Here is a 23589-nt window from a genome sequence, read left to right as displayed (position 1 = left end):
GGTTGCAATGAGTACAAATGTGATTTTGTTTACTTTTACGTTTCCCATTCTTTCTGATTTCCGTAGAGCCGCAGTATGGACATTGCACAGTAGATGACCTCAATTCATCTCTCTATTATGCAATGCCCTATTTTTAATGGCTTTGAGTCTTATATCATCAAAAATTTAGTAGTTAGTTGCAAAAATATCGCATTACCTACAAAATGAGCATATCAAACCCTACAACATATAACTGTCTCCTGTAACCTGTCCCCTATCGCCAGATGAAACAATTTAAATACGTTTGTTTAACTATTGCGACTGCTGCTATCGTTAGCCTGAGCGCCTGTAACAACACACCAACCGCAGAACAGCCAACCGTTACTAACTCCACCTCAACAGCCCAAGTCACAGAAGCCACAACTCACAGTAGTCATGGTAGCAAAGCAAAAATTAATATAAATAACGCTATTTTGTCAGAATTAGATAAGTTTGAAGCTAAATTAGGTGTCCCAGCCTTATCAAATAAAATTCAGGCAAATCGTCCCTATGCTAGTCCAGAAGATTTAGTTAGCAAAAAAGTAATTACTCAAGAGCAGTTCGACCAAATTAAAGACTCAGTAACTGTTCAAGAAGTCATACTCACAGGTGAAGCCAAAGATGTTGACTACATGACCAAATTAGGTTTAATGAAAGGACATCTTTTAGTAGCACAAGAACTGTTAGATAAAAATCTGCCAAAACAAGCAGAACCGCATATTGGACACCCAGTTGAAGAAATCTATGTTGATGTAGAAGAACAGCTGAATGAGCGCAAAGTTAAAGAATTCAAGACAACTTTAGTAAGTTTGCAAGATTTAATCAAATCGAATCCGAAGAATGCCAAAGTTAAAACAGATTTTACCGCTTCTGTGCAATCTGTGGACGGAGCGATCGCCGCTTTACCAGAAGCTGAACTCAGAAAACCGGGATTTGTCCTCCAAGTAATTAATGAGTTATTGGATGCAGCTAATTCTGAGTATGGCGCGGCGATCGCTGATGGTAAAATATCCGCAGCCATTGAATATCAAGACTCCCGTGGCTTCGTCGTTTATGCCAACGACTTATACAAAAGCATTTCTAGCCAAGTTGCTCAAAAAAATCCCGACGCACACAAAGCCATCGAAGCTAGTTTGACAGAATTAACAAAAGTTTGGCCTAGCGCCATTCCCCCAGCTAAACCAGTTAAAACACCTAATGAGGTGAGCCAGTTAATTAAAACCATTGAGCAGAACTCTCAAAAAGTTATTGATAAATCAAGTACACAGACATAACGATAGACTCTAAACTAACAGAAAAATAGAGAGTCGGAAGTTTAAAATAAGTGAGCTATGAGCATTGTATATTGCTGAACTTAACAAATGATGCAAGAACTTGACCAGAAAAAAACCATAGACATCCTGAACACAATCATGGAATTTGAGTTAGCAGGAGTAGTCCGCTATACACATTATTCCTTGATGGTAACTGGCCCAAATCGTATTCCCATTGTGGGTTTTTTTAAAGCCCAAGCAAGTGAATCTTTACTTCACGCCCAACAAGTCGGGGAAATTCTCACCGGGTTAGATGGTCATCCCACCCTCAGAATTACACCGATGGAAGAAACTTATAAGCATTCCGTCAAGGACATCTTGGCAGAAAGTTTATCTCATGAAAAGAAAGCGCTGGAATTGTACAAAACTCTCTTAGATACTGTGACTAATGCTAGTGTCTATTTGGAAGAATTTGCTCGTGGCATGATTGGACAAGAAGAGCTACATAATCTCGAATTGAAAAAAATGCTACGCGATTTTAGCTAATAGTTAATAGTTAATGGTCAATATTTTTTGACCATTAACTTTAAACTAAGTAGATAAGCATGAATATTTATAATTATGTGAAGTTAAATTAACTGTAGTTGCGCTGCGCGACAACGCACCATCAACAATTCAAGGTGCGTTAGCCTATGGCCCAACACACCCGACAATACTACTGACTTATTGACTTTGGGCTAATAACAATGAATTTTAGTACTGCTTTACCTACTTTTGTAATTACGCTCCGTGAAGGAGTAGAAGCCGCCTTAGTTGTGGGTATAGTGTTGGCTTTACTCAAAAAAGCCAAACAATCTCGACTTAATTCTTGGGTATATGCTGGCGTTGGCTTTGGTATTGTTGTCAGTGCATTGATAGGTGTGCTGTTTAGTGTAGTAATTCAAACACTAGGAAAAATAAATCCGCAATACACATCTGTAGTTGAACCAGCGCTAGAAGGTGTGTTTAGTGTGCTGGCGATCGCTATGCTCAGTTGGATGCTAATCTGGATGACGAAACAAGCCAGATTTATGAAAGCACAAGTTGAAGGCGCTGTCACAGAAGCATTGACACAAAACGCTAATGCTGGTTGGGGAGTTTTTAGCTTAATTTTAGTGGCTGTAGTCCGCGAAGGTTTTGAAACTGTGCTGTTCATCGCTGCTAATTTTCAGCAAGGTTTGATTCCGACTATTGGCGCTCTTGGCGGTTTACTGGTAGCAGTTGCAGTTGGTGTGCTTTTATTTAAAGTGGGTGTCAAAATCAATATCCGGCAGTTTTTCCAAGTCATGGGTGTTTTCTTGGTATTGATTGTTGCTGGGTTATTAGTTTCTGCATTGAAACATTTTGACAATGCTGTAGCTAACTTAGCTCTCAGTAGTCGAGCTTCTGAGAGTCTTTGTTTTTACCACGAACACTTTACCAAAGTCCATTCTTGTATCTTAGGCCCGATGGTTTGGAACACTTCTAGTATTTTGCCTGATGGCCAATTTCCTGGGATTATTCTCAAATCTTTATTTGGCTATAGAGAAAATCTCTATCTTTTGCAAGCAGTAGGATATGTTGTATTTTTGCTAATTGTTGGAGGTTTATATTTCCGCAGTTTGAATGGCGAGGTTCCTAAATCTACTAAAAATATTTCTCTAGCTCAAAAATAAACGGTGTTGCTGAAGTTGATTTTGACAATTATATCGTTATAGTCGCGATCGCCACCGTTGGCTAAATCCTCAAAGCCAAAGGTGTTGTTTCCCAACAACCGAATATGATCTGTGTTGTCTGAGTTAGCACCGATGAAGGGGAAGTATACTGCTGGGTCGTTATTTGGGTTATCATCCAAAAGTGCTTCTGGTCTACCATTCACAATCATAAATGGTGCAAAGATAGCGCCAGGCTGAAAATTACCTGTATAAGTTGCTGTACCTTGATTGTTAACTGTCAAGTCAATTCCGGCAACACGTTGACGAATTGCGGCTTGGATATAACCAGCTTGTCCTGTTAAGATATCTGCCTGACCATCACCGTTGATATCAATACCACCATTTGCGTCAGTTATTTGATAGAAACCAACAAAATTATTATAAGCAGCTTCTCTGTGGACGACAAAATCAGCTTTTACCTGAGTGCTAATATCCCGTAAGTCAATCAATTCTCCCTGAGGAGTTGTTTGCAGATTTATACCCAGAGGTAAAGGTGCATCTGTAAGTTGAATCTTCACTACCAAGTCGTTAAAGTCTGTACTACTACCAGAGTTATTACGCCAATTCAGAGAAAAACTATTAGCACCCAAGTTTGTAATTTGTTGATTGGAGGAAGTGGAAAATAATACCTGTGTAGTGGGAGTCAGATTAGTTATGACAGCATCCGTTGAGCTATTATTGATCAAGTAAAATCTCAGGCGATCGCTAGAATTAAATGCCAGGAGACGCGTAAGATTATCTATATTAAAACCATTGGGGACATTGGCGATCGCAGAAAAGATGATCTGAGCGCGTTCTAAAGCAGTTTCTGTATAACCTGCTGCACCTGGCGCAATACCGTTAATTGTGCCAGCATCATCATCAACAGTAAACACTCCCAGTTCATTGACTAGCTGAGAACTGCTTCCTGTCAGAGTGACTTTCAGGTTGGCTTTACCCCCATTAATTTGAAATATATCGTTATTGGTATTGATTAACTGTGGCGAAATATCATTAATAGTAGGAGAAACATTATTAACAGTGGTAGTAATGCTATTGGTAACATTATTGCTTTCATCACTCTCAGTAATAGCGTTATTGGGGTCTACTGTAGCTGTACCACTAGTAAGAGAACCTGTAATATTGGGGATAACATTTACTTCTAATGTGGCGCTACCATTAGCGGTAATGCCGCCATTAGAGAAGGTGACAGTATTACCCGAAAAACTAAAATTAAATCCGCCATTAATGACGTTTGCATTATTGTAAGTCACTCCACTGGGCAAGTTATAAGTAACAACAACATCATTAGCGTCTGCATTACCCGTGTTGTTTACAGTCAGGATGTAGGTGAGAGTGTCACCCACATTTACCGGATTAGGTGAGCCAGTTATGCTAACGCTCAAGTCTGGTTGTGCTGCGATGTCATTATCAGTAATGCTGACATTTACAGAACCAATATTAATACCGTTGTAGTTGCTATCACTGCTAATTACAGTATGCTGAATTGTGCCAGTGTGATTACCCTCGACAACTGTATCATCTACTGCTGTGGCTGTGATAGTTTGAGCTATATTCCAATTTTGGGGAGTAAATACTAGTTGGTTGGGGTTAGTTGTGAGTTGTGTACCACTGTTGATGTTAACCGTGACATTCGCTGTGGGTTGACTATTGAGAACTACAGAATAACTGTCAGTCGCACCGCCTTCGGTAACAGCAGTGTTACCACCAGATTCAGTAATTGTCACTGCGGCTGTATCGTTATCGGTAATGCTGACAGTTACGGCATTAATAGTAATATCATCGTAGTTACTATCAGTGCTAATTACAGTATGTTGAATTGTGCCAATGTGATTACCTTCGACAACTGCATCATCTACTGCTGTGGCTGTGATAGTTTGAGCTATATTCCAATTTTGGGGAGTAAATACTAGTTGGTTGGGGTTAGTTGTGAGTTGTGTACCACTGTTGATGTTAACCGTGACGTTCGCTGTGGGTTGACTATTGAGAACTACAGAATAACTGTCAGTCGCACCGCCTTCGGTAACAGCAGTGTTACCACCAGATTCAGTAATTGTTACCCCAGCAGGGATGGCTGTACCTGATATATTGATATCATCAATGCCTATCCACTCATCACTACCAACTGCATTTGTAGTGATGATCCTTAACTGCACCTGAGATTGATTTTCTGCTGCTGCTGGTAACGTCACATTTATAGGAGTAACAAGAGTTGCTAGACTTGGCCCTGAACTAGCATCAGCGACAAAAGCAGCAGGGACATTAGTAAAGTTACCTGATGTACCAACACGATACTGTAACGCAACTGGTTGTACTGCATTATCTGCTGAACCATCAATGTCACGCAGATTGTATGAAACGTTAATATTTGTTATGTTCACCGTATTCAGGTGAATCAGTAAAAAGGGAGCATCAGCTGTACCTGAAGCTTGAAGCGCTACTACTGAGTTAGCTATGTGAAACTCAGCAACACCACCCGTAGTAAAACTATTGGGATTAGCCTGATTGGCGTTGACATCTACAGGGGTAGATAAGCCATCAGCAAGAATTGTTTGGGGATTTGTACCAGTTGAAGTTGTTAGATCATCTCCGCGATAACCGATAATACTAGGAACACCATCCCAATTATCATTAGTTGTAATTAGCCCCGTATTTGACCAATTTTGTGTAAAGGAACCTGTAGCAAGTTGATGATACTCAGCACCCATATTAATAATCTCTAAATATGTCGTAGTTAGATGTATCTAAAATCCACAATTGATATAAATAAGTATTCCCAGCCGGAGACTGGGAAATAATAAAAGCTTTTATTGAGTTCGTATTCAATTAGATGCGGCTGTTTCTGCTACACTACCGATGAGTTCTTCTAAAGTGCGGAGTAATTCTTGCTCGTTGTAAGGTTTAGAAAAATAGGCTTTAGCACCTAGCTGCATGGCGAGTTGGCGGTGTTTATCGCTGCTGCGAGAAGTCAGCATGGCCACAGGAATATTTTTCCAGTCAACGTTGGTTTTGACTTTTCCTAAAAATCCATAACCATCAAGACGAGGCATTTCAATATCGCAAATTACGGCTGCGATTTTCAAGCCTGTTTCTAATTTTTCTAAAGCATCTTGACCGTCTTTAGCTTGTTCTACTTGATAGCCACCTTTTTCTAGAGTTAATGCTAAAAAGCGACGGACATTAATCGAGTCATCGATAATTAAAATTTTGCCTTTTGGCTTGGGAGGTAGCGCCGCCAGTTTTTCGCTGTCAACGAAAAGGAACGGTGTTTTGAGTCTGACTGAGGGTAATTGATTGTTTTTAGAAGTAGGTTGGTTGCTGGCAATCCAGTATAGTAGTTCGTTAGCGCTAACTAGTGCGACTACTCGACCATCACCGAGAATTGTGCAGTTACTAAAACCTTCAGGTAGAGGTATATTACCTTCAACTTGACGGATGGCAACTTCTTGTTCACCCCAACAACGGTCTACTTGAATGGCGACTGTTTGATTATTGCCTTTAACTATTAATACGCTGTTGGCATTAATTGCCGCGGGAGTTTCTAGTTCTGGACTATCGTAGCGTGGGCTATTAAACTCAAAATGTTGACCAAGGCGAATTAGAGGTAGCATTGTGCCTTGCCAATTGAGAACTTCGTTACCTCCCATTGATATAATGCGATCGCTTTGGAGTAAAAATATTTCGGAAACAACATCTGTAGGAAACGCCAGCAGTATTTTATTTGTTTCTACTAGCAGCACTCTAGCGACAGAAAGGGTAAACGGTACTGATAAGGTGAAGGTAGTGCCAACTCCCGGTTCAGTATCAACTGTAATATCACCGCGCACTAATTTTAGGTTGTTGCGTACCACATCCATACCAACACCACGGCCAGATAAGGCAGTGACTTGTTCGGAGGTGCTAAACCCTGGTTCAAAAATTAATGATAGTAGTTCATCATCACTAGCGTTTTCTAACAGACAACTATCCAAACCCATTGCTAAGGCGCGAGAGCGAATTTTTTCTAAAGAAATACCTCGTCCATCATCCCGCATGGTAATTATGGTACGATTGCTACGGTGAGTGGCTTGGATTTCAATTAATCCTTGTTCTGGTTTACCTAATTTATGGCGAGTGTCTGATTCTTCAATACCATGATCAAAAGCATTTCTTAATAAGTGCATTAAAGGATCATTTAATGCTTCTAAAATGCTGCGTTCAATTAAAGTGTTACCACCTTCAATTTTTAACTGGACATTTTTGCCATATTCCACATTTAAGTCGCGGATTGCCCTGGGAAAACGCTCAACTAATTCTGAAATTGGACGCATCCGTACTTGATTGAGTTTGGTCTGTAATTGTTTAGATGTTTTGTTCAGTTTGCGAGCAATTTGATCGGCATCATCAACACTTAATTGAATATCTGTAGAGACTTCTTGCACTTGCACAAGTGTTTCAATTATATCTTGCGATCGCAAATTAATTTCGTCTTGAGAATGCTGAGTAGATTCTTGCAATATGCTCTTATTTACATTAGATGATATTGCTCTGTTGTATGTCAGGCGTAATTCTTGATGTTCTCGGTCAAGAGTTTGCACTCGTTGATTGAGGTTACGCGCGAGTTTGCGTAATTTTTCTAATTGTGAATGTAGACCATTTCTTTGGATAATTAATTCACTAAATAAATCATTAATTTTTTCTAATTGCTTGATCGGAACTCGGACTGTATTTTCTGAAGGTTCACGGTCTTTAGTATTACTAATTGTTTCGCTTTTTTGTTCAGCAATGATTGTGTTAATTTCTGGGATATTAACAGTATTAATATCTGCATCTAAGGAGATGAAGTTAGTGATGATGCTTTCTTCTTCTTGTGTGTTTACAGGTATTTCTTCTTCGTTGAAACCATTATCTGTAGCGAGGAATTGAGCAATTGCTTCTGCGGTTGACAGTGGCTCAAATTGATGATATTCTGCCAGAAGATTTGATACTTCACTCAGTTCAATTGCTCTAGGTAAGCTATCGAGTTGATTTGTCAAGACTAAGGCTTGCGATCGCCGCCATGTTTGCAATGCTATCTGGGCAATTTCAGAGATGCGATCGGGTGCAGCAAATTCTATAGAATGTTTGATAGACTCACAAAGCTGGGTAAAGGCTGGCAATTGCAGCATTTCTCCCAAACCGCCTAATTCAGCTGCCATAATTGCAACTTCTTCTTGCAAACAAGGCTGTTGACTATCTGCCAATACAGATTCTAAGCGCTGTAAACATCCTTCAACTTCTGTTTCAAATAATAAAGGAATAATATTTTGTCCATCTTCTGGTGACAACATAGTTGTTGCATCTTCAGGAGTGGGATCACCTAAACGTTGATGGAGTTCTTCAAAAACTGGGTAACAAAAACTTGTTAACCACTGCTCTTCTATCACACTACCTGTTGATAGTAATTCCACAATCTGACGCATCCAGTCAATTGCCGAAAGCAGTAAACTTTGCAACTGTTGGTCAATTTCTAGTGAACTTTTTCGAGTTTTTAAAACTTTAAAAGCATCCTCTAAGCGGTGTGCTAAATCGCTTAACACCCGAAATCCCATCATCGCCGCGCCACCTTTAATTGAGTGAGCGGCGCGGAGTGCGCCATTAATTTTTTCTAAATCTATGCGGTGACTGGTGTCAATTTCCAGCAATACTCCTTCCAAAGTATTGAGGTAATCTGTTGCTTCTTCCAGAAACTGCATCTGAATTTCTAATTCTTTATCTTGTGACATTGTTTTTAATAATTAAGAATTAAGAGTCAAGAGTTTTGAACTATGAACTTTTGACTCTGGACAGTTATTTAACTCACTTTAAAAGTCTCAACAGTTTCTTGTAACTGTTGAGAAATTTCTACAGTTTGTTTGAGAGATTGACAAACTAAGCTGGAAGAATTGCTAGTACGTTGGGAAATAGCCGCGATATCTTTCATTAACAAGTTGACAGTTTGCGATGTTTGTACCTGCGATGCGGTTGCAGAAGAAATAGACTGGACTAAAGAATCAATCTGGCGGGATACATCAAAAATTTGAGCCAGATTTTGCTTCGCTTCTTCCACCACTCGCGCACCTTCACCAACTTGGGTAGTACCAATTTCCATCGCCTGTACGACTGCGCTAGTTTCTCGTTGAATATTCTCCACAATTTGTTCAATTTCTTGAGTGGCTGCGGCACTGCGGACTGCTAATTCACCTACTTCTTCGGCAACCACGGCAAAACCTTGGCCTTCTTCACCTGCACGGGCGGCTTCTATACCTGCGTTGATGGCGAGTAAGTTGGTTTGCATGGCGATGTGGTTAATCAAGGACACCACACGAGAAATGTGTTGGGAAGATTCCCCCAGTCGTTTGACTTTTTGGGCTGTTTCACCGACTGTTTCTCGCAAGGAAAGGATGTTCTGCACTGTTAAATACATCGCTTCTTCACTTTTGGAAGCGTTTTGCGCCGCGTTATTAGCAACTGTTGCCGCTTGTTCTGCACTGGTGGCTACAGCTTGCATCGAATGAGTCATGTTATCAACAGCATCAAGGGCGCGGGTAATTTCGGCAGCTTGTACGAGTGCGTCGTTTGCAAGTTGCCGGATAGCTGTTTCGTTAGAACTAATGGCAGTATTTACTTGAGTGGCTGCTTGTTTGACTTGGGTGACAATATCCCGCAAATTTTCGACTATGGAGTTAAAAAAGTCGGCAACAGTCCCAATTTCTCCGTCTGTCACGTCAGCACGTACTGTTAAATCACCTCTAGCTGCACCTTCGATATCATTGAGTAGTTCTAGAAGTTGCAGTTGTAGGGCTTCTTGGGTTGGGCGTTCTGTAGGAATAGTATTAGTGCGGGCGATTTCTGCTTGTTCGTTGACTAATACCTGCAATTGCGCGGCCATATTGTCAATATTGGCACTCAATACACCTAACTCGTCTTTTCTTTCTGATGCGAGACGGGTGTTGAGTTCACCTTGCCCTAATTTAGCGACTGCTACTGTCGCATTCAGGATTGGCTGTGTGGTAAGTTTAGCTAACCAAGCTGCGATCGCTGCTACAATTAACCCTGTTAGTGCTGTACCAATGGCAACAATCCACAACAATTGCCGTTGAGTTCCATACAAAGTTGCTGTATCTGTAGCTAGTAATACTTGCCAGTTTAAATCAGGTAAACCTTCTAGTTTGCTTGCTGGTATGTAACTAATTAATTGTTGTTTTTGATAACTTTTGGGGACTGTTATCAGAGTATTAATATTATTTGTTCCTAGGATTTTTGCTAAACCGGGATACTCGGCTTTTGCTTCTTTTCCTAATAATTCTTTTTGTGAACTCAAGAAAACTTTTCCAGAGTTATCTAGCAAAGCGTATTGATACCCATTAACAGCGTAGTTTCTAATTACCTCTTGTAGAGATTTGGTCGGTAGACTTGTTCTCACTACAGCTAGGGTTCTGCCTGTAACTGTATCTTTAATAGGTGCAGCTAGATAAATGTTGGATAAATTTTCTGACTTACTAATAACTGCAACATCTTTTTGCAGAATTTCTTGAAAATAGTTACTATCTTTTTGATTATCCAGTGGTTGTCCTGTAGATTGAACAATCAAATTGCCTTCAGTGTCAAATACAGCAATACTATCATAACCTTTATAAGCTGTTAGGATTTTATCTAGTAATGCTTGCTTTTCTGGAGTATTGGGATTTCTAATGAAGTTGCCATTAGCTAATAAAGGCAAGTTAGAAAGTCCTTGAATATCTTCATATCTTTCTAACATAAAGCGGTTAACTTTATCTGTTAAACCAATAGCTTCTGCTGTTTGAGATTGGGTGATTTGCTTAGTCAGGGATTTGTTGGCAAAATTATAAGCGATCGCACCGATGACCAAAGCTGGTATGGTACTAATAGCGATCGCTAAAATTGTAGCTTTCGTTTCTAAACTCAGCCGCTTTAAATATCCACCTACAAAATTTTGTGTCGAATCATTATTAGTTGCAGCATCAAGTCTATTTGAAAGCTGGATTTTGCTCCCAGAAACTTTCGTAGATGCTATCAAAGAAGCACGATTTTTACTATCACCACTCTTAGCCATGTCAGTTTTATGAAACATACTCTAAATTCTCCTGCACAGGTAAATCAAAAATTTCAAAAGCTGTCTTTATGCAGACAACCTAATCACTGCGGAGAATAGAAGATTGCACAATAGCCTGTGCATCTAATACCAGCAATATTTCTTCTTGTTGAACAACACATCCACGTAAATAGGGAACTAAGCTAGATGCTACTTGTCCGATAGGTGAATGAATATCATCAAGCATAATCTTAGTTATACCTTTGATTTCTTGTACAACTAAGCCAATAAGCAGTGATTCTACCTTGATGACGATGACATTATACTGCTGCATCCTCGTATCTATAGCTTCTAAATTGAGCATTCTTGGTAAATCAATTGCCCAAATTATCCGACTCCGCCAATTCATTAATCCTAAGATACATGCAGGCATATTCGGCATAGGTGTCACAGATTCAATCGGCAAAATTACAGCTTCTTGTGTGTGAGTCATAGCTAAGATAGCAGCAGTTTGCTGATTTAGTCGAAACTTGAGGAAGCCATCTCCTGGGCTATTGTTGGTAGGTTTTTCAGCGAGTATAGTTTTGGTATTATTCATTTATTTAAATCACCACTGATTTAATAGCGCGTAGTAATTGTTCTCGTGTATATGGTTTAGTAAGATAAACATCAGCCCCTTGCTTCATTGCCCATAATCGGTCAATTTCTAGATTTTTAGAACTACAAATAACTATCGGTAATTTTTGTGTTGTTGGATTTTTTTTCAGAGAACGACATAATTCAAAACCGCTCATACCAGGCATAACTACATCAGTCACAATTGCATCTGGATTTTGCAATATAGCTTGTTCTAAAGCTTCTTTAGCGCCAGTTGCTTTAATAACGTTGTAACCACTCTCTTTAAGATAATGGCTCATCAGTTCTAATTCGCTGGGCGAATCTTCGACAATTAAAATTGTGCCAACTAAAGTCAAACTCACTCCTCAATCTCCTAAAAAATAGATTTACTCAAGCTGATCAATCTAATGTAAGCTTACTTGTTTAGTCAATATGTTTAAACACAATTTTCAGTAATTCCGATTGAGTAAAAGGCTTAGTCAAATAGCCAGAAGACCTAACCATTTTTGCTTTTGCCCTGTCAATAAATCCTGTTCTTCCTGTCACCATAATGATAGGAGTACTTTTAAAAGCTGAATGCCTACGCAATAACGAACAAAGTTCATATCCATCTAGATTTGGCATTTCCACATCTAGTAAAATGAGATTCGGTTTACTGCGGAGAATTTGCATTAATGCTTTGACTGGATCATTAATTGTTACTACTGAAAAGGTATTTTCATCTAAAAAAAGTTTGATGGAATTCAACACTGTTTGGCTATCATCAATGCAGGCAATTGTATATAAACTTTTTTTTCCTAATTGCTGAACAGTTTGATTATTTATATTTTCAACAGATTCAAAATTGTTATTTTTGCTTAATGGTTGTCCATTTGGTAGTGGTTTTATTCCAGGTAAAACTTGAGAACCTTTAGCAACTTGAACTTGTGATTGGAGTTGATGACGATGTCGTAACTGTCTTTGACAATATTCCACTAGTAAACGCAAATCTAACTGACAGAACTTTGGCAGTTCATTCCATGAGCTGTCAGGATAAAATTCGTAGGTTCCTTCTTTTAAAATTAAAAATGACTCCAGCACCTCTTTAGCTAATTCGTCTATTAAAGTTGCTGCTTGCATAGAACTGATGTAGCGCTGCTCTACTAACCAGCAAATAGCTTGGTAGTCTGCATGTGGTATTGACAGACTCTCACTTGCTGGTTCAAACATTAGTCGCATCTGCACGCGATTAGCACTGTTGAGAGTAGGAATATTGAGGCTCAAGCGCCGCAAGTGATTATCAAGTCGCTCAAACATCTTATCGGAAGAAGAAGCGTAAGTCAGTTTACCTTCTTCTAAATGAATTGAGCATGAAGTTGATCCAGTAAATACACGCAAGCAACCAGTAGCGCGACGACTAGTTAGCTGTGCTAATAAAGATAGTGGATGTAGTTTTTGGATTAACCGATGACTACTCATAGGAGTTATGTTTTGCATTTATTTCAACTAAATTCAATACATTGCAGATCAGTTTATACGTAGTTTATTCACGATTCTCATCAAAATATATTCTTTTTGAGTAAAATACACTACAAAGATTTAGAGTGGGTTTTGGGGCATAGGTAACTTTATGCTAAGGATTTTTTGATGTTTACATCTTTACTCATATAAGTAATTAAAAGTTAAATTAATTACTAGTAGCAGATGAAAAACAATTAAGAAAATTAATTGCACAAAAGGTAAAATTTAAAACAAGCTACTTACCTTCAAGCAATTTTTAGGTAGTAGACTCTGAAAGAATACTGCTAAACTAGCAAAATTTAACTAGATTTTTCTCAGTACTTACACTTAAAAAAAATCGGCTTCGCCCAAACCAGATAAAATGTAATGTTTTGTTAAGTAATATTACTGGAAATATCAAATAAATTCCCCATGTCCAATTACCTTCAGCGTCTGCTAGTGCAATTGTCTATATGATTCCCGCTGAAGGCACGAATATTAATCTTCTTAATGAAAATTCAACAGTTTATTTGCTGGACTACATTCTCAGAAGATATGTTAACTTCTGCCATTGCGTACTATTATTAGTCCAGATGTAAGTATTTCAAAAGTTTTTCGTAAATTCAGCTAGTATTACTTAGGTGTAATAATGTAATATGTAGGCGATCGCTAGTTTCAGAGCCGTGAGTTTATAATCTCAAGCACACCCAATAAAATTTGTTTAAACGCCGTTGCACCAGTCGTTAAGATATACTTGCATTTCGTTGACGAACAGGTACAGTAGGATTTCGCAATAATTTGACACTCTAAAAATGTACAAAAAAAGGCTTAGTTTAACCAAGCCTTTATGTATACCAAGCATTTACTACACCAAGCTTAATGTATCCTAAGTTCTACTTTATTTCATCTTCCTAAAGGGTGTATACAAATAATTTGATAACTGATATTGCCATATCCACAAATGTATTTCAAATCTTGGGATAATCTATTAATAAAAAATATATATACAAAATTATATAGCCAAAATACCTGTAATTTTTTAGCTATAAAAAAGGTTTGGCTATTAGCCAAACCTTAATAATTGCTGTGCTTAACAACGTACTAAATTAATGTATTACTTTCTATTAGGCGACTTCATCTATCTTTAGAATGTCGCTAAATACTATACAAATTGTTAGCAATTTATTTAACAAATAAACTATTATTCTTAGAGGTAAGCACCACTAATAAAGTTAGCAAAAAGCACACGCTACACCAGCATAAAAAGGATGAAAATATTACTTCTTCACCCTCTGCTTTTGATATTCAACACTTCTGGTATATTGTCTAACAAATATGAAAAAGGCTTGGCTATTAACCAAGCCTATATATACCAGGTGTTTACCATATCTAACTAATTTATCCCCACATTGACTACCATTCATCTATCTTTCAGTTGTGTACAAAAAATAAAAACTATGATATGTGTCACCATTCAACAGATATAAAAATAAGACTAATAATATAAGTAAAATTTTAAGAATAAAGCACCTTTTAGGCACTTCATAATTATTTTACTCTACCTCTAGTAAGATGCCATATTAAAATAGTTAATTCTAAAAATAAAACCCTGGCTTTTTTCCAGGGCAAATACACGTTTTTCAGGCATTATGAAATCGAATATTAACTCTATAAATAACTTATTTCACCTATCCGCAGAAAGATAAAAAATCGATTTTATTTAAATAAAAAAAACCTAGCTTATAGCTAGGTCTGTATATACCAAGAGTTTACCATATATAAATAGTTTAGACATTCTATTACTTTAGTTCATCTATCAAAAGGTTATAGTCAAATTACTGGGTATCTGATGTGTAATTGTCTTACTCGATTTTATTGGTCAAAGTGAAGTATTAAGTAAAATATTCGAGATGATATCAGAATAAAACAGCCGGATACATTAAATTAGAACTGTATTGATTCTCAAAAAACCTTGTAAAAGTATAATAATCATAAATATAAACTTTAAACAAGAGCTTTAATTACTTTACACCTTAAACTGTAAATTGGTCATTTATCCTGAAATGGCAAATGCAATTTAGCAGTTAATTTTTCTCAACACTATAAATTACAAAAAAGGTTTAGCTCACAGCTAAACCTCTGTAGAAAGCAGTTATTTGACACACCAGAATTAATTTAGACTGAGTTTAACTGAAGGGCATCTTCCTATAGTATGTACCCAAAGATTTGTTAATATGATAAGACATTTCTCGATTATTCAGGCTGCATCATCTTGCTGATTTCCCCAACCCAACGGCGGCGCTCAGAATGCTCTAAATTTAGAATATCTTCTAAACTCCAATGGAAATGAAACGCAATACAGGCTACCTCCTCGTGCAGTACATCTGAGGGGTAGCCTATGATTCCCCCGCTAAAGCTAACTCCACTTGAAAATTAGTATTACATTGCGGACATTGCACTGGAATATAAGCATCACCTTGCTGATTAATTCGATTGTAAAACTCTCGCAAATATGCCAAATCTCGTGAAAAAAGATTCTCTAATAAATCAGGAGTTATCTCTGTTAAATTACCCAAACGAATGATGACTTGTGATAGCATCACGATCGCAGCATAAGCTGTATTTTCCTGAGCAGCACGGTTTTTTTTGACAATCATTTCATCCTTTGCTGTCGCCAGACGCATCACACCCTGGCGGTGTAAATTTCCCTCAACATCTAATAAACCTCTAGGGAGAATAAAGTCAAATTCTGTATAAATTTTATGAGTCATAAATTTAATAGATAATTAATCACAAATGGATGTAGATAAAGTTTACCTGTTCTTGCCCTACTCCCCACTCCCTTCTTCTAATTCATTAATTTGGCGATAAAAATTTTGTAAATAACTTAAATCACAAGCAAAAAAATTTTCCACAACCGCAGGTGTTACCTCATCTAATGCACCTAAATGAGTAATTACGCGTGATAAAATTATTACCGTCGCATAGGCTGGATTTGATTTCACACGAGGGTCGCGTAATGGCACAATTTCGTCCATCGCTCTTGATAAACGCATCACACCTTTGCGGTGTAAATTACCATCTACATCTAAATATCCTTTTGGTAAAGTAAATTCAAATTCAGTTTGCAACATCCTATGCTACTTTCACTCGTTTTAATTCTTCTACTACTACTTCTATCTCTTCAATTTCGTGTTCACTACCACCAGCATTAACATCATTAATTTTATAACTAGCAGGCCAAGCATTTTTAAACTCTAATCTAAATTGTTCTTCAGCAGCTTGATTGTAAATCACTAAAGAGCCATCACGTCTTTCATCGCCCCATTTACTTTCTTGCACAGCAGCTAACCAATTCCACATAGTCATAGAAATAGTTAAACCACGACGCAAAACTATATTGGAATAAGATATATTTCCTGGAACTTTTGTGTGGACGACTCTACCACTAGTGTTACCATTCTTACCCCAGGTTTGAGGTGTCACTTCGGCAATTTCTATCACCTGTTGACTAATCTTAAAACCTTGACATTCCATAAAATAGCCATCTACTGGCTCCTGGCTACCAGTGAGCTTTAGTTCCAGGTAAAAACGGCTATTAGTCAGAATTTCGGGAAAATCTGCCATGATGATTACAACATAAAAAATAAGATGATAAAAAAGTATGAAGACTAAAAGCTGAAAGATAAAATTTCACACTTCATACTACCCTTCGGTAAGCCACCCAAAGGGTGTCTACATACTTCATACTTCTACTTACTTCTTCCTTACAAAATAAGTAAAGCCAATAGTGACTGTTTCTGTTAGCATTTCACTACTACCTGCTGTGAAATCACTTGTTGCATAGCTGGTAGGAAAAACATCTGTAAATTCGTACTGCACTTTTTCTTCCGAGCCATCGTAGATAGAAAGTTTGCCTAGTTTACGACTTTTGCGACCATCTGATTTACCTCCGGAAAGAGCTTCAGCATGGCATTTATTGTACCAATCAAGGAGTTGTTTAGAATCGGCTGTTGCTACACACTCAATGGTAATTTCTGAGCATTCTACGCCACCGATAGTAGCATTGGTTTGAGTTTTACCATCTTTAGTTACACCAATAGGTGCTTCGCCACCTGCAACTACCATTTTCATTTGCATACCACTGATTTTCTGTATCAGAACATCAGTCAGTCCATCTGCTTCCCAGTAAAACTTGGCATTAGAAATAAACTCTGGCATAAATAAACCTCCAAAAAACTACTTAATAATTAATTCACAAAATCTATTTTGTCCGATTGATATTTTCACAAGTTAGAGTGTATGTTTCTTCAATATAGTCGTTGCCTGCCACATCCAAATCTCCGATTTTGTATTGAGAAGGCCAAGCTTCTTTTAAATCCCAACGCAGCACTTCATTTCCATCAGTATCATAGGCAACTATAGAGCCTGTTTTTTTACTTTCTGCCCATTTGCCTTCACCTTTTTCAGTTTTTGGCATACATTTTTTGAACCAATCATACATTTTTTTGCTAGTGCTATCACTATCACCACTCATCAGCGTTGACACTTCAATTGTAAATAGCCCTTCAAACCCAGCAGAGTTAATTTGCCTAATAGTAACGCCACCTTTTGTGGACATCAAAGGTTTATCTTGACCTTTGACTTTAGCTTCAAACTTGACCCCACCAATTTTGGTAAAAGCCATGTCAGTCATACTATCAATTTCAAAGTAAAAATTACTAGCAGCAATCGGTTTTAATTCAGCCATATTTGTAACTCCTTAAATGAACAACAAGATTTGTTTTTGTATGGTTTGTTCTAGCATCTGATAGGGTGCGTTAGCCTATTGCATCACACACCCTAAATACAACCACCTGTCACTATTTATTGGTTAGGCGACCATTGACTAAAGCGGAAGATGACAAATTCCGCTGGACGTACAGGACAAACACCAACTTCGATATATAAACGACCCAACATCATGGTTTCGTGGGTATTGATACTAGCATCACATTTAACATAAAATGCTTCCGCCGCCGAAGCACCAAACAAAGCACCTTCGCGCCAGAGTCTTTCTAAGAAGTTGCTGACGGTACGAGTGACACGCGCCCATAAATCTTGGTCATTGGGTTCAAATACTACCCACTGAGTACCGAGTTCTACTGATTTCTCGATATAGCTCATCAAGCGGCGGACGCTGATATAACGCCATTGCACGTTATCTGGTTCTACTAAAGTCCGAGCGCCCCAGATGCGGATACCGCGGTTGGGGAAGGTACGGATACAGTTGATACCCAACGGGTTAAGTAATTCTTGTTCGCGCAGGTTGGTTTCGTAAGCTAAACCAATTACGCCTCTGGGTGTGTCGTTGGCTGGTGCTTTGTATACCCCACGAGTTTCATCAGTGCGACACCAAACGCCCAACATGTGACCGGCGGGAGGAATCAAAATCGGTCTACCACCGTTACGAGGGTTGGGGACTTTAATCCAAGGATAGTAGAGAGCGGCAAATTGCGATCGCCTATTAAATGCACTCAACCACTGAGCCATATGTTGAGGCTTCACCTGAGTCGGCGGTACAGGCGCACCACCACCTTTACACGGTGGCGGATCTAGCACTACCATCCGGTTAGGGGCAGTATTTTCACACATACTGACCATCGCTTCCATGATGCCGTGAACCTGATCCAAATCTAAGATGCCCTCTTGATAAGCACGCATCAAGTCAGGAAAGGTAATCATGGTAACTTCGTCAATTTCAAAGATACCTTGCATTCCGGTGCGATCGTCTCGGACACCTTGCACATCTCTGGGGAAACGGTCAGGAGTGGAAACGACTGGCGGTGGACTGACTTCGTAAGTACCATTGGCTGGACGACGAGACAACGGTTGTCCTGGTGTTTCTAAGTCGGCGACAGTGACAAACTGCGACTCTTGCAAAGCTGTCACCGCATAAGTACCCACTCCTGCTTCCACTTGTGGGTTCATCGATAGATGGTCGTATTCTTCCAGAATTTCCCCATTCCGGCTAATTAAGACTTTAAAGAACTCACCAGTATTTGCAGGTGGTTCTGCTTCTGGGTTTTCTGGCGGACGCGGTTGGCTTTCGGTGACAGAAACATTAATTCTGCCTTCTGCACCGCCGTCGTCTTCACCTTCAGCAGGTTTCAAAGCAAAGCTCAAAGAAGGACGGTTTCCTGTGGTGCGAAGTTTTAGAGCAGTTTCTTCTGGTGGTGGTAGCTGAGAACCAGGAAGTTTTGTCCCGATACTAGCTACCCAACAACGTCCACCCCCGTTGAGAAACCAGCCGTTTACTGCAAAGGGTAGATAAGCATCAAAATCTGTGTACCCATCAGAACCTTGTTTAGCAAAGTATTCTAGGTACTCGTTCCACGATGTCACTAGCATCGGTTTAAATAATTCAGCATCACCGCGGACATCTTCGGTAAAGCCGATAAATCCAGCGATATTTGTACTCACCCCTTCGATTGGGCGACTACCTCGGTCTACTTCTTCAACGTAAACACCAGGTGCAAAGTAATCTAATCTTGGCATAATGCTTGGTTTTCCTATTTTTGAAGTCTGAAGGATGAAGTATGAAGTATAAAATTTCAGACTTCATACTTCACACTTCATACTTTTTGAGTTGTTTTAGAACAATCAACCGACCAGTTACTGTCCAGGTTCAGGGGAATTGTTAACGTCACATACAAAGCTGGACGTAATGGGACTCCTAACGCATTCCATAAAGCCGCAGCATCCAGAGGATGAATAGCAGAAACGGTCATTGCTAATTCGCCATGACCGCGCAGTGCTGGAGCCAGAACCTCCTCTCGTAATGAATGGTGATGCAAAAGTAGTATTAATGCCTCAGACAAGAGACGCTGTTCAGCCAAACTCGTGAAGTCCCAAGCACTCACCAAAAATGAGACATCAAACCACCTAGGTGTTAATAAGACTAATTTCCCTTTGTCTGCTGGATGCTGACAACTGGATTGTTGTTTGTCAACACTTTCTTGAATGTTGTAACAATATAAATTCAGCCTGGGGTTGATATTCTGTCCCACACCAGGGTGGTTGAAATCAATTTGCTCTGTACTGAGCAGGGAAATCCCGCCAGCTAAAAGTTTTGCTAAAGTCTGGGTAGCAGCTGGGATCATAAGACACAACAGCAGAGTGACTGAAATGCTCCCTGAATCAGTCTGGTTGGTATATTTTTAACCGCCAGAATGAATCTATGGAGGTTGAAGCGTCCTTACCAGAGTTCCTGATGCAGGCAGCAGAAAGTGACTACTTTGCTACCTAACTTACGGAAGGCGGAGGGCTGACAGCACAAAATAAACCTTTGAATAAGGCTTGTTTATTAGCTGATTTGCCACTATTGGGCTATCTATTCATAGCTTAGATATTTGGCAGTCTGGCGGTTATTAGACTTTGGTCGATATTGTAAAATTATTGTTTTAAATTACCCAAATTCCAAAGCTGTGGAGTAAGCTGAATTCGTCCGTATTTATACAGTAAGAAGCATAATTTATCCCAAGAAAAAATATTTGATATTGGGTAGCATCCAGAATGCTTCTTATTTGTGAAAGTGTTTCGGAGTGTAAAAAAAGATGAGGGTGACTACACAAAAATTTATCTCTCAAAATCCTCTAACTTTGTTGGCGAACAATTCAGTAAGTAAATTGCCAGAGTCTGATTTTCACCAAATTTGCCAGCTAATTATTCAACAACTAACTGTTTTATTGCCGACTGTGGCTATCTGGACTGTTTATCATGACTTAGAGAGGGGAAATCGCCACTTAGTGGCAGAATATCTACCAGAATGCTTGCCAACAAGCAACTTTGTTTGTGGACAATTCAACCCAAATTTTTCATGTCTGCAAGCAGAAAATTGGTGGCGAGATGATTTCCCAGTTCTTAAAATTACGGAATTAGAAGCATCGGATTCATATCATACATATGTTTGTCGGATTAGCAAGCAGAATGCGACAACAGCAGAATATATATTAATTTGTACTAGTAAATTGCTGTCAACTGAACAGCAGCAGTTACTATTGGGTAATGCTCAAATACTGAGTAATTATTTAGCTATGTATAGAGAGCGATCGCACCAACAACAAGAAATCGCTGCTTTATCTCAAGTACTTGGACAAGCAGAACATCAACTGCGTAACCCTTTAGCATTAATTAATCTTTATGCCGAAAATCTCCGCTTGGCATTGCCACAGGGTAGCCTACAAGAACAAGCAGCATTAATTCGTCAAACAGTAGATGAACTCAGCATTAAATTAAGCGATTTGCTTTACCGTGGGCAAAAGGCAAATCTAAACTTAAAAAGACACAATTTACAAACAATTATTAGGGAATGTATTAAAAGTTTACAACACTTGTTAAAAGAAAAAGAATTAACAATTAACTATCCAGAGCAATCTGTGTATGTGACAGTAGATAACTGGCAGATGAAACAGGTATTTGATAACTTATTATCAAATGCAATTCATTTTAGTCCCCGTGGTGGGACAATAACTTGCAATTGGCAAGCATACAGTAATGAAGTGCTGATGGAAATATGCGATCGCGGTTCTGGAATTGCGCCGGAAGAATTAAAGCAAATATTTAAGCCTTATTATTCTCGCCGTTTAGGTGGTACAGGCTTAGGATTAGCGATCGCCCAAAAGATTATTTTGGCACATCAAGGTAACTTATGGGCAGAAAACCTCCCTGAAGGTGGCGCACAATTTTCCTTTACATTACCGCATAAACAGCAAAAATAAACGGCGTTGCTGAATTTAGGGATGAAAGAATGAACCGCAAAGTACGCAAAGTACGCAAAGTACGCATTCTCTACGAGAGGCTTCCGCCAACGCGCAGCGTCTCGTAGAGAAGAAGAGGTTTTGAGAGATAAATATCAGAAAATCATCCCGCATTTATGCAACACCCACAAAAACATGTGTGTAACGTTTCTAAGTCTGCGTCAAATAATAGCAACCAACAGTGAGTAGCAGTTAACATAAAACAGCTGTTGAACAGAGTCTACTGGGGCAAAATAGAAAGCATGACAATTGAACCTAACTCTCCCAATCTACCAACCCCAGAACCTTTACCCGAACAGGAACCAGATGATTTTGATAGTGGTACTAGTGATAATCACTTAAGTCCAGAAGCACTAACAACACAACAAAATCTAGCCGCGATTTCATCCTTGCAGTCACCGCAGCATACAACGGCGATGCAACGAGCTATTTCCAGTATGCAGCAACGCCCTACCTATCAATTCACGGTTAAACCAAGAGCATTAGCGCTAACCCTAGCAGCGATCGCTATTACTTTGCTAGGGGTGATCCTCAATAATTGGATCGTGGGGATCGTGGGAACCTTGGTGACTTTGGTATTGTCCCTAGCGATGCTATTACCTTGGTTGCAATATGTCCTCAAGGAATGGTTCACACCGGAAGATAGAACTTTGTTTGTCGGTTTTTTGGGACTAATAGCCGCAATTGTGGGCTTTATCAAATTTTCTGGCATAGGCGATCGCCTGTTAACCTGGGGACGAGGAATAAATTGGGAAGCTTTTGGTACATTAGCAGAATGGTTTGGCGCGTTGGGGCAAATTTTAATTGCCATCATCGCCGTTTATGTAGCGTGGCGACAGTATGTAATTTCCAAAGACCTAACAATTCAACAAAATCTCCTGACAGTTCAACAAAACATCATTACCCAGCAGCAAACAATAGATTCCTATTTCCAAGGCATTTCCGACTTAGTGCTGGATGAAGAAGGATTACTAGAAGACTGGCCCCAAGAAAGAGCGATCGCCGAAGGCCGCACCGCCGCAATTTTTAGTAGTGTTGATGGTAGTGGTAAAGCCAAAATTCTCCGCTTTCTCTCCCGTTCTAAATTACTGACACCCCTAAAACGCGATCGGCGCTTAGGTCGAGCTATTCTCAATGGTATGGGTGGTTATGCAGAAGACCGTCTAGAAGGTGTACGCGTCATTGATTTAGGCGTAATGTTAGCCGCAGCCGACCTTTCTGGTACAGATTTGCGTTGGACTGATCTCAGCGAAGCTAATCTTGTCCGCGCTAATCTTAGCAGTTGCGATCTAGTAAAAGCCAACCTCTCCCGCACCATTTTATATGATGCCAATCTCAATGGTGCTGACCTCAACGGAGTGAAGCTACTTTATGGTTCTTGGGAAACAGCTTCGCCCCGCAGTCGTAAAGAACCACCAAACTACGAAACTGGTGAACACACTGGGGCTGTAATTGAAAATGCTAATTTCACCAATGCCCAACGCATGTCTGAGGCTAACCGTTACTACTGCTGTGCTTGGGGCGGTGAAAAAACTAGAGCCACCATTCCCGGCGGTTGCGAAGGTGTTCCCAATAAATTGATTGCTCAATAGTCAACGGTCAATCGTCATTTGTTATTCTCCCCCGCCCCCCTGCTC

Annotated in this window: 19 protein-coding genes and 1 pseudogene; 5 read left to right on the top strand and 15 right to left on the bottom strand. The window is 39.3% G+C overall.

Annotated features, from left to right (window positions below; genetic code table 11):
- Positions 1–88: pseudogene (locus IQ259_RS27830) on the bottom strand (IS1 family transposase); the annotation flags it as partial.
- A gap of 175 nt (positions 89–263) precedes the next feature.
- Between IQ259_RS27830 and IQ259_RS23375 the strand changes: the two are divergent.
- The 3 genes from IQ259_RS23375 to IQ259_RS23365 all read left to right on the top strand — a co-directional run bounded on the left by IQ259_RS23375 (position 264) and on the right by IQ259_RS23365 (position 2965).
- Positions 264–1292, top strand: a complete 1029-nt coding sequence (locus IQ259_RS23375; RefSeq protein WP_193888413.1) for a helix-hairpin-helix domain-containing protein — start codon at positions 264–266, stop codon at positions 1290–1292.
- A gap of 90 nt (positions 1293–1382) precedes the next feature.
- Positions 1383–1817 (top strand): bacterioferritin, encoded by a 435-nt coding sequence (locus IQ259_RS23370; RefSeq protein ID WP_193888415.1) that lies wholly within the window; start codon positions 1383–1385, stop codon positions 1815–1817.
- Between the two features lie 200 nt (positions 1818–2017).
- Positions 2018–2965, top strand: a complete 948-nt coding sequence (locus IQ259_RS23365) for an FTR1 family protein (protein ID WP_193888412.1) — start codon at positions 2018–2020, stop codon at positions 2963–2965.
- Here IQ259_RS23365 and IQ259_RS23360 read toward each other — a convergent pair.
- From IQ259_RS23360 to IQ259_RS23300, 14 genes are all read right to left on the bottom strand, one after another.
- Entirely contained in the window at positions 2956–5712 is a 2757-nt protein-coding gene (locus IQ259_RS23360) for a DUF4114 domain-containing protein (protein ID WP_228014722.1), read from the bottom strand. The two genes, IQ259_RS23365 and IQ259_RS23360, sit on opposite strands and share 10 nt — an antisense overlap.
- Before the next feature lie 114 nt (positions 5713–5826).
- The gene (locus tag IQ259_RS23355; protein ID WP_193888411.1) at positions 5827–8748 is read right to left on the bottom strand and encodes a response regulator; all 2922 of its coding nucleotides are present in this window, start codon (positions 8746–8748) and stop codon (positions 5827–5829) included.
- A gap of 68 nt (positions 8749–8816) precedes the next feature.
- Positions 8817–11096 (bottom strand): methyl-accepting chemotaxis protein, encoded by a 2280-nt coding sequence (locus IQ259_RS23350; protein WP_193888410.1) that lies wholly within the window; start codon positions 11094–11096, stop codon positions 8817–8819.
- Positions 11097–11157: 61 nt separating this feature from the next.
- The gene (locus IQ259_RS23345) at positions 11158–11655 is read right to left on the bottom strand and encodes a chemotaxis protein CheW (protein ID WP_193888409.1); all 498 of its coding nucleotides are present in this window, start codon (positions 11653–11655) and stop codon (positions 11158–11160) included.
- Between the two features lie 4 nt (positions 11656–11659).
- Positions 11660–12037, bottom strand: coding sequence for a response regulator (locus IQ259_RS23340; RefSeq protein WP_193888408.1), 378 nt, complete (start codon positions 12035–12037; stop codon positions 11660–11662).
- Positions 12038–12098: 61 nt separating this feature from the next.
- Positions 12099–13151: a response regulator gene (locus IQ259_RS23335; RefSeq protein ID WP_193888407.1), complete on the bottom strand. Its 1053-nt coding sequence runs from the start codon at positions 13149–13151 to the stop codon at positions 12099–12101.
- A 2256-nt stretch (positions 13152–15407) separates the two neighbouring features.
- Positions 15408–15533, bottom strand: coding sequence for a DUF6760 family protein (locus IQ259_RS27825; RefSeq protein ID WP_339383977.1), 126 nt, complete (start codon positions 15531–15533; stop codon positions 15408–15410).
- Positions 15534–15550: 17 nt separating this feature from the next.
- Positions 15551–15925, bottom strand: coding sequence for a phage tail assembly protein (locus IQ259_RS23330; RefSeq protein WP_193888406.1), 375 nt, complete (start codon positions 15923–15925; stop codon positions 15551–15553).
- Positions 15926–15982: 57 nt separating this feature from the next.
- Positions 15983–16288 carry a hypothetical protein gene (locus IQ259_RS23325; protein ID WP_193888405.1) on the bottom strand — a complete coding sequence of 102 codons (306 nt, stop codon included), beginning with the start codon at positions 16286–16288 and terminating at the stop codon, positions 15983–15985.
- A gap of 1 nt (position 16289) precedes the next feature.
- Complete coding sequence (locus tag IQ259_RS23320; protein ID WP_193888404.1) at positions 16290–16781, bottom strand: phage tail protein; 492 nt, start codon at positions 16779–16781, stop codon at positions 16290–16292.
- Positions 16782–16910: 129 nt separating this feature from the next.
- Complete coding sequence (locus IQ259_RS23315) at positions 16911–17375, bottom strand: phage tail protein (protein WP_193888403.1); 465 nt, start codon at positions 17373–17375, stop codon at positions 16911–16913.
- 43 nt (positions 17376–17418) lie between these two features.
- Positions 17419–17904: a phage tail protein gene (locus IQ259_RS23310; protein ID WP_193888402.1), complete on the bottom strand. Its 486-nt coding sequence runs from the start codon at positions 17902–17904 to the stop codon at positions 17419–17421.
- Positions 17905–18020: 116 nt separating this feature from the next.
- Positions 18021–19691: a phage tail sheath C-terminal domain-containing protein gene (locus IQ259_RS23305; protein ID WP_193888401.1), complete on the bottom strand. Its 1671-nt coding sequence runs from the start codon at positions 19689–19691 to the stop codon at positions 18021–18023.
- Positions 19692–19768: 77 nt separating this feature from the next.
- Positions 19769–20296 carry a Pvc16 family protein gene (locus tag IQ259_RS23300; protein ID WP_193888400.1) on the bottom strand — a complete coding sequence of 176 codons (528 nt, stop codon included), beginning with the start codon at positions 20294–20296 and terminating at the stop codon, positions 19769–19771.
- Between the two features lie 453 nt (positions 20297–20749).
- Between IQ259_RS23300 and IQ259_RS23295 the strand changes: the two genes are divergently transcribed.
- Positions 20750–21913, top strand: a complete 1164-nt coding sequence (locus tag IQ259_RS23295) for a sensor histidine kinase KdpD (protein WP_193888399.1) — start codon at positions 20750–20752, stop codon at positions 21911–21913.
- 281 nt (positions 21914–22194) lie between these two features.
- On the top strand, positions 22195–23544 hold the full coding sequence (locus IQ259_RS23290) for a pentapeptide repeat-containing protein (protein ID WP_193888398.1): 1350 nt from the start codon (positions 22195–22197) through the stop codon (positions 23542–23544).
- The last annotated feature ends 45 nt before the right edge of the window (positions 23545–23589 follow it).

The organism is Fortiea sp. LEGE XX443, from assembly GCF_015206815.1.
In the GTDB taxonomy this organism is placed as follows: Bacteria; Cyanobacteriota; Cyanobacteriia; order Cyanobacteriales; family Nostocaceae; genus Nostoc_B.
Note: the sequence above shows the minus strand (reverse complement) of the source record. Positions and strands in the feature narration are given on the sequence as shown.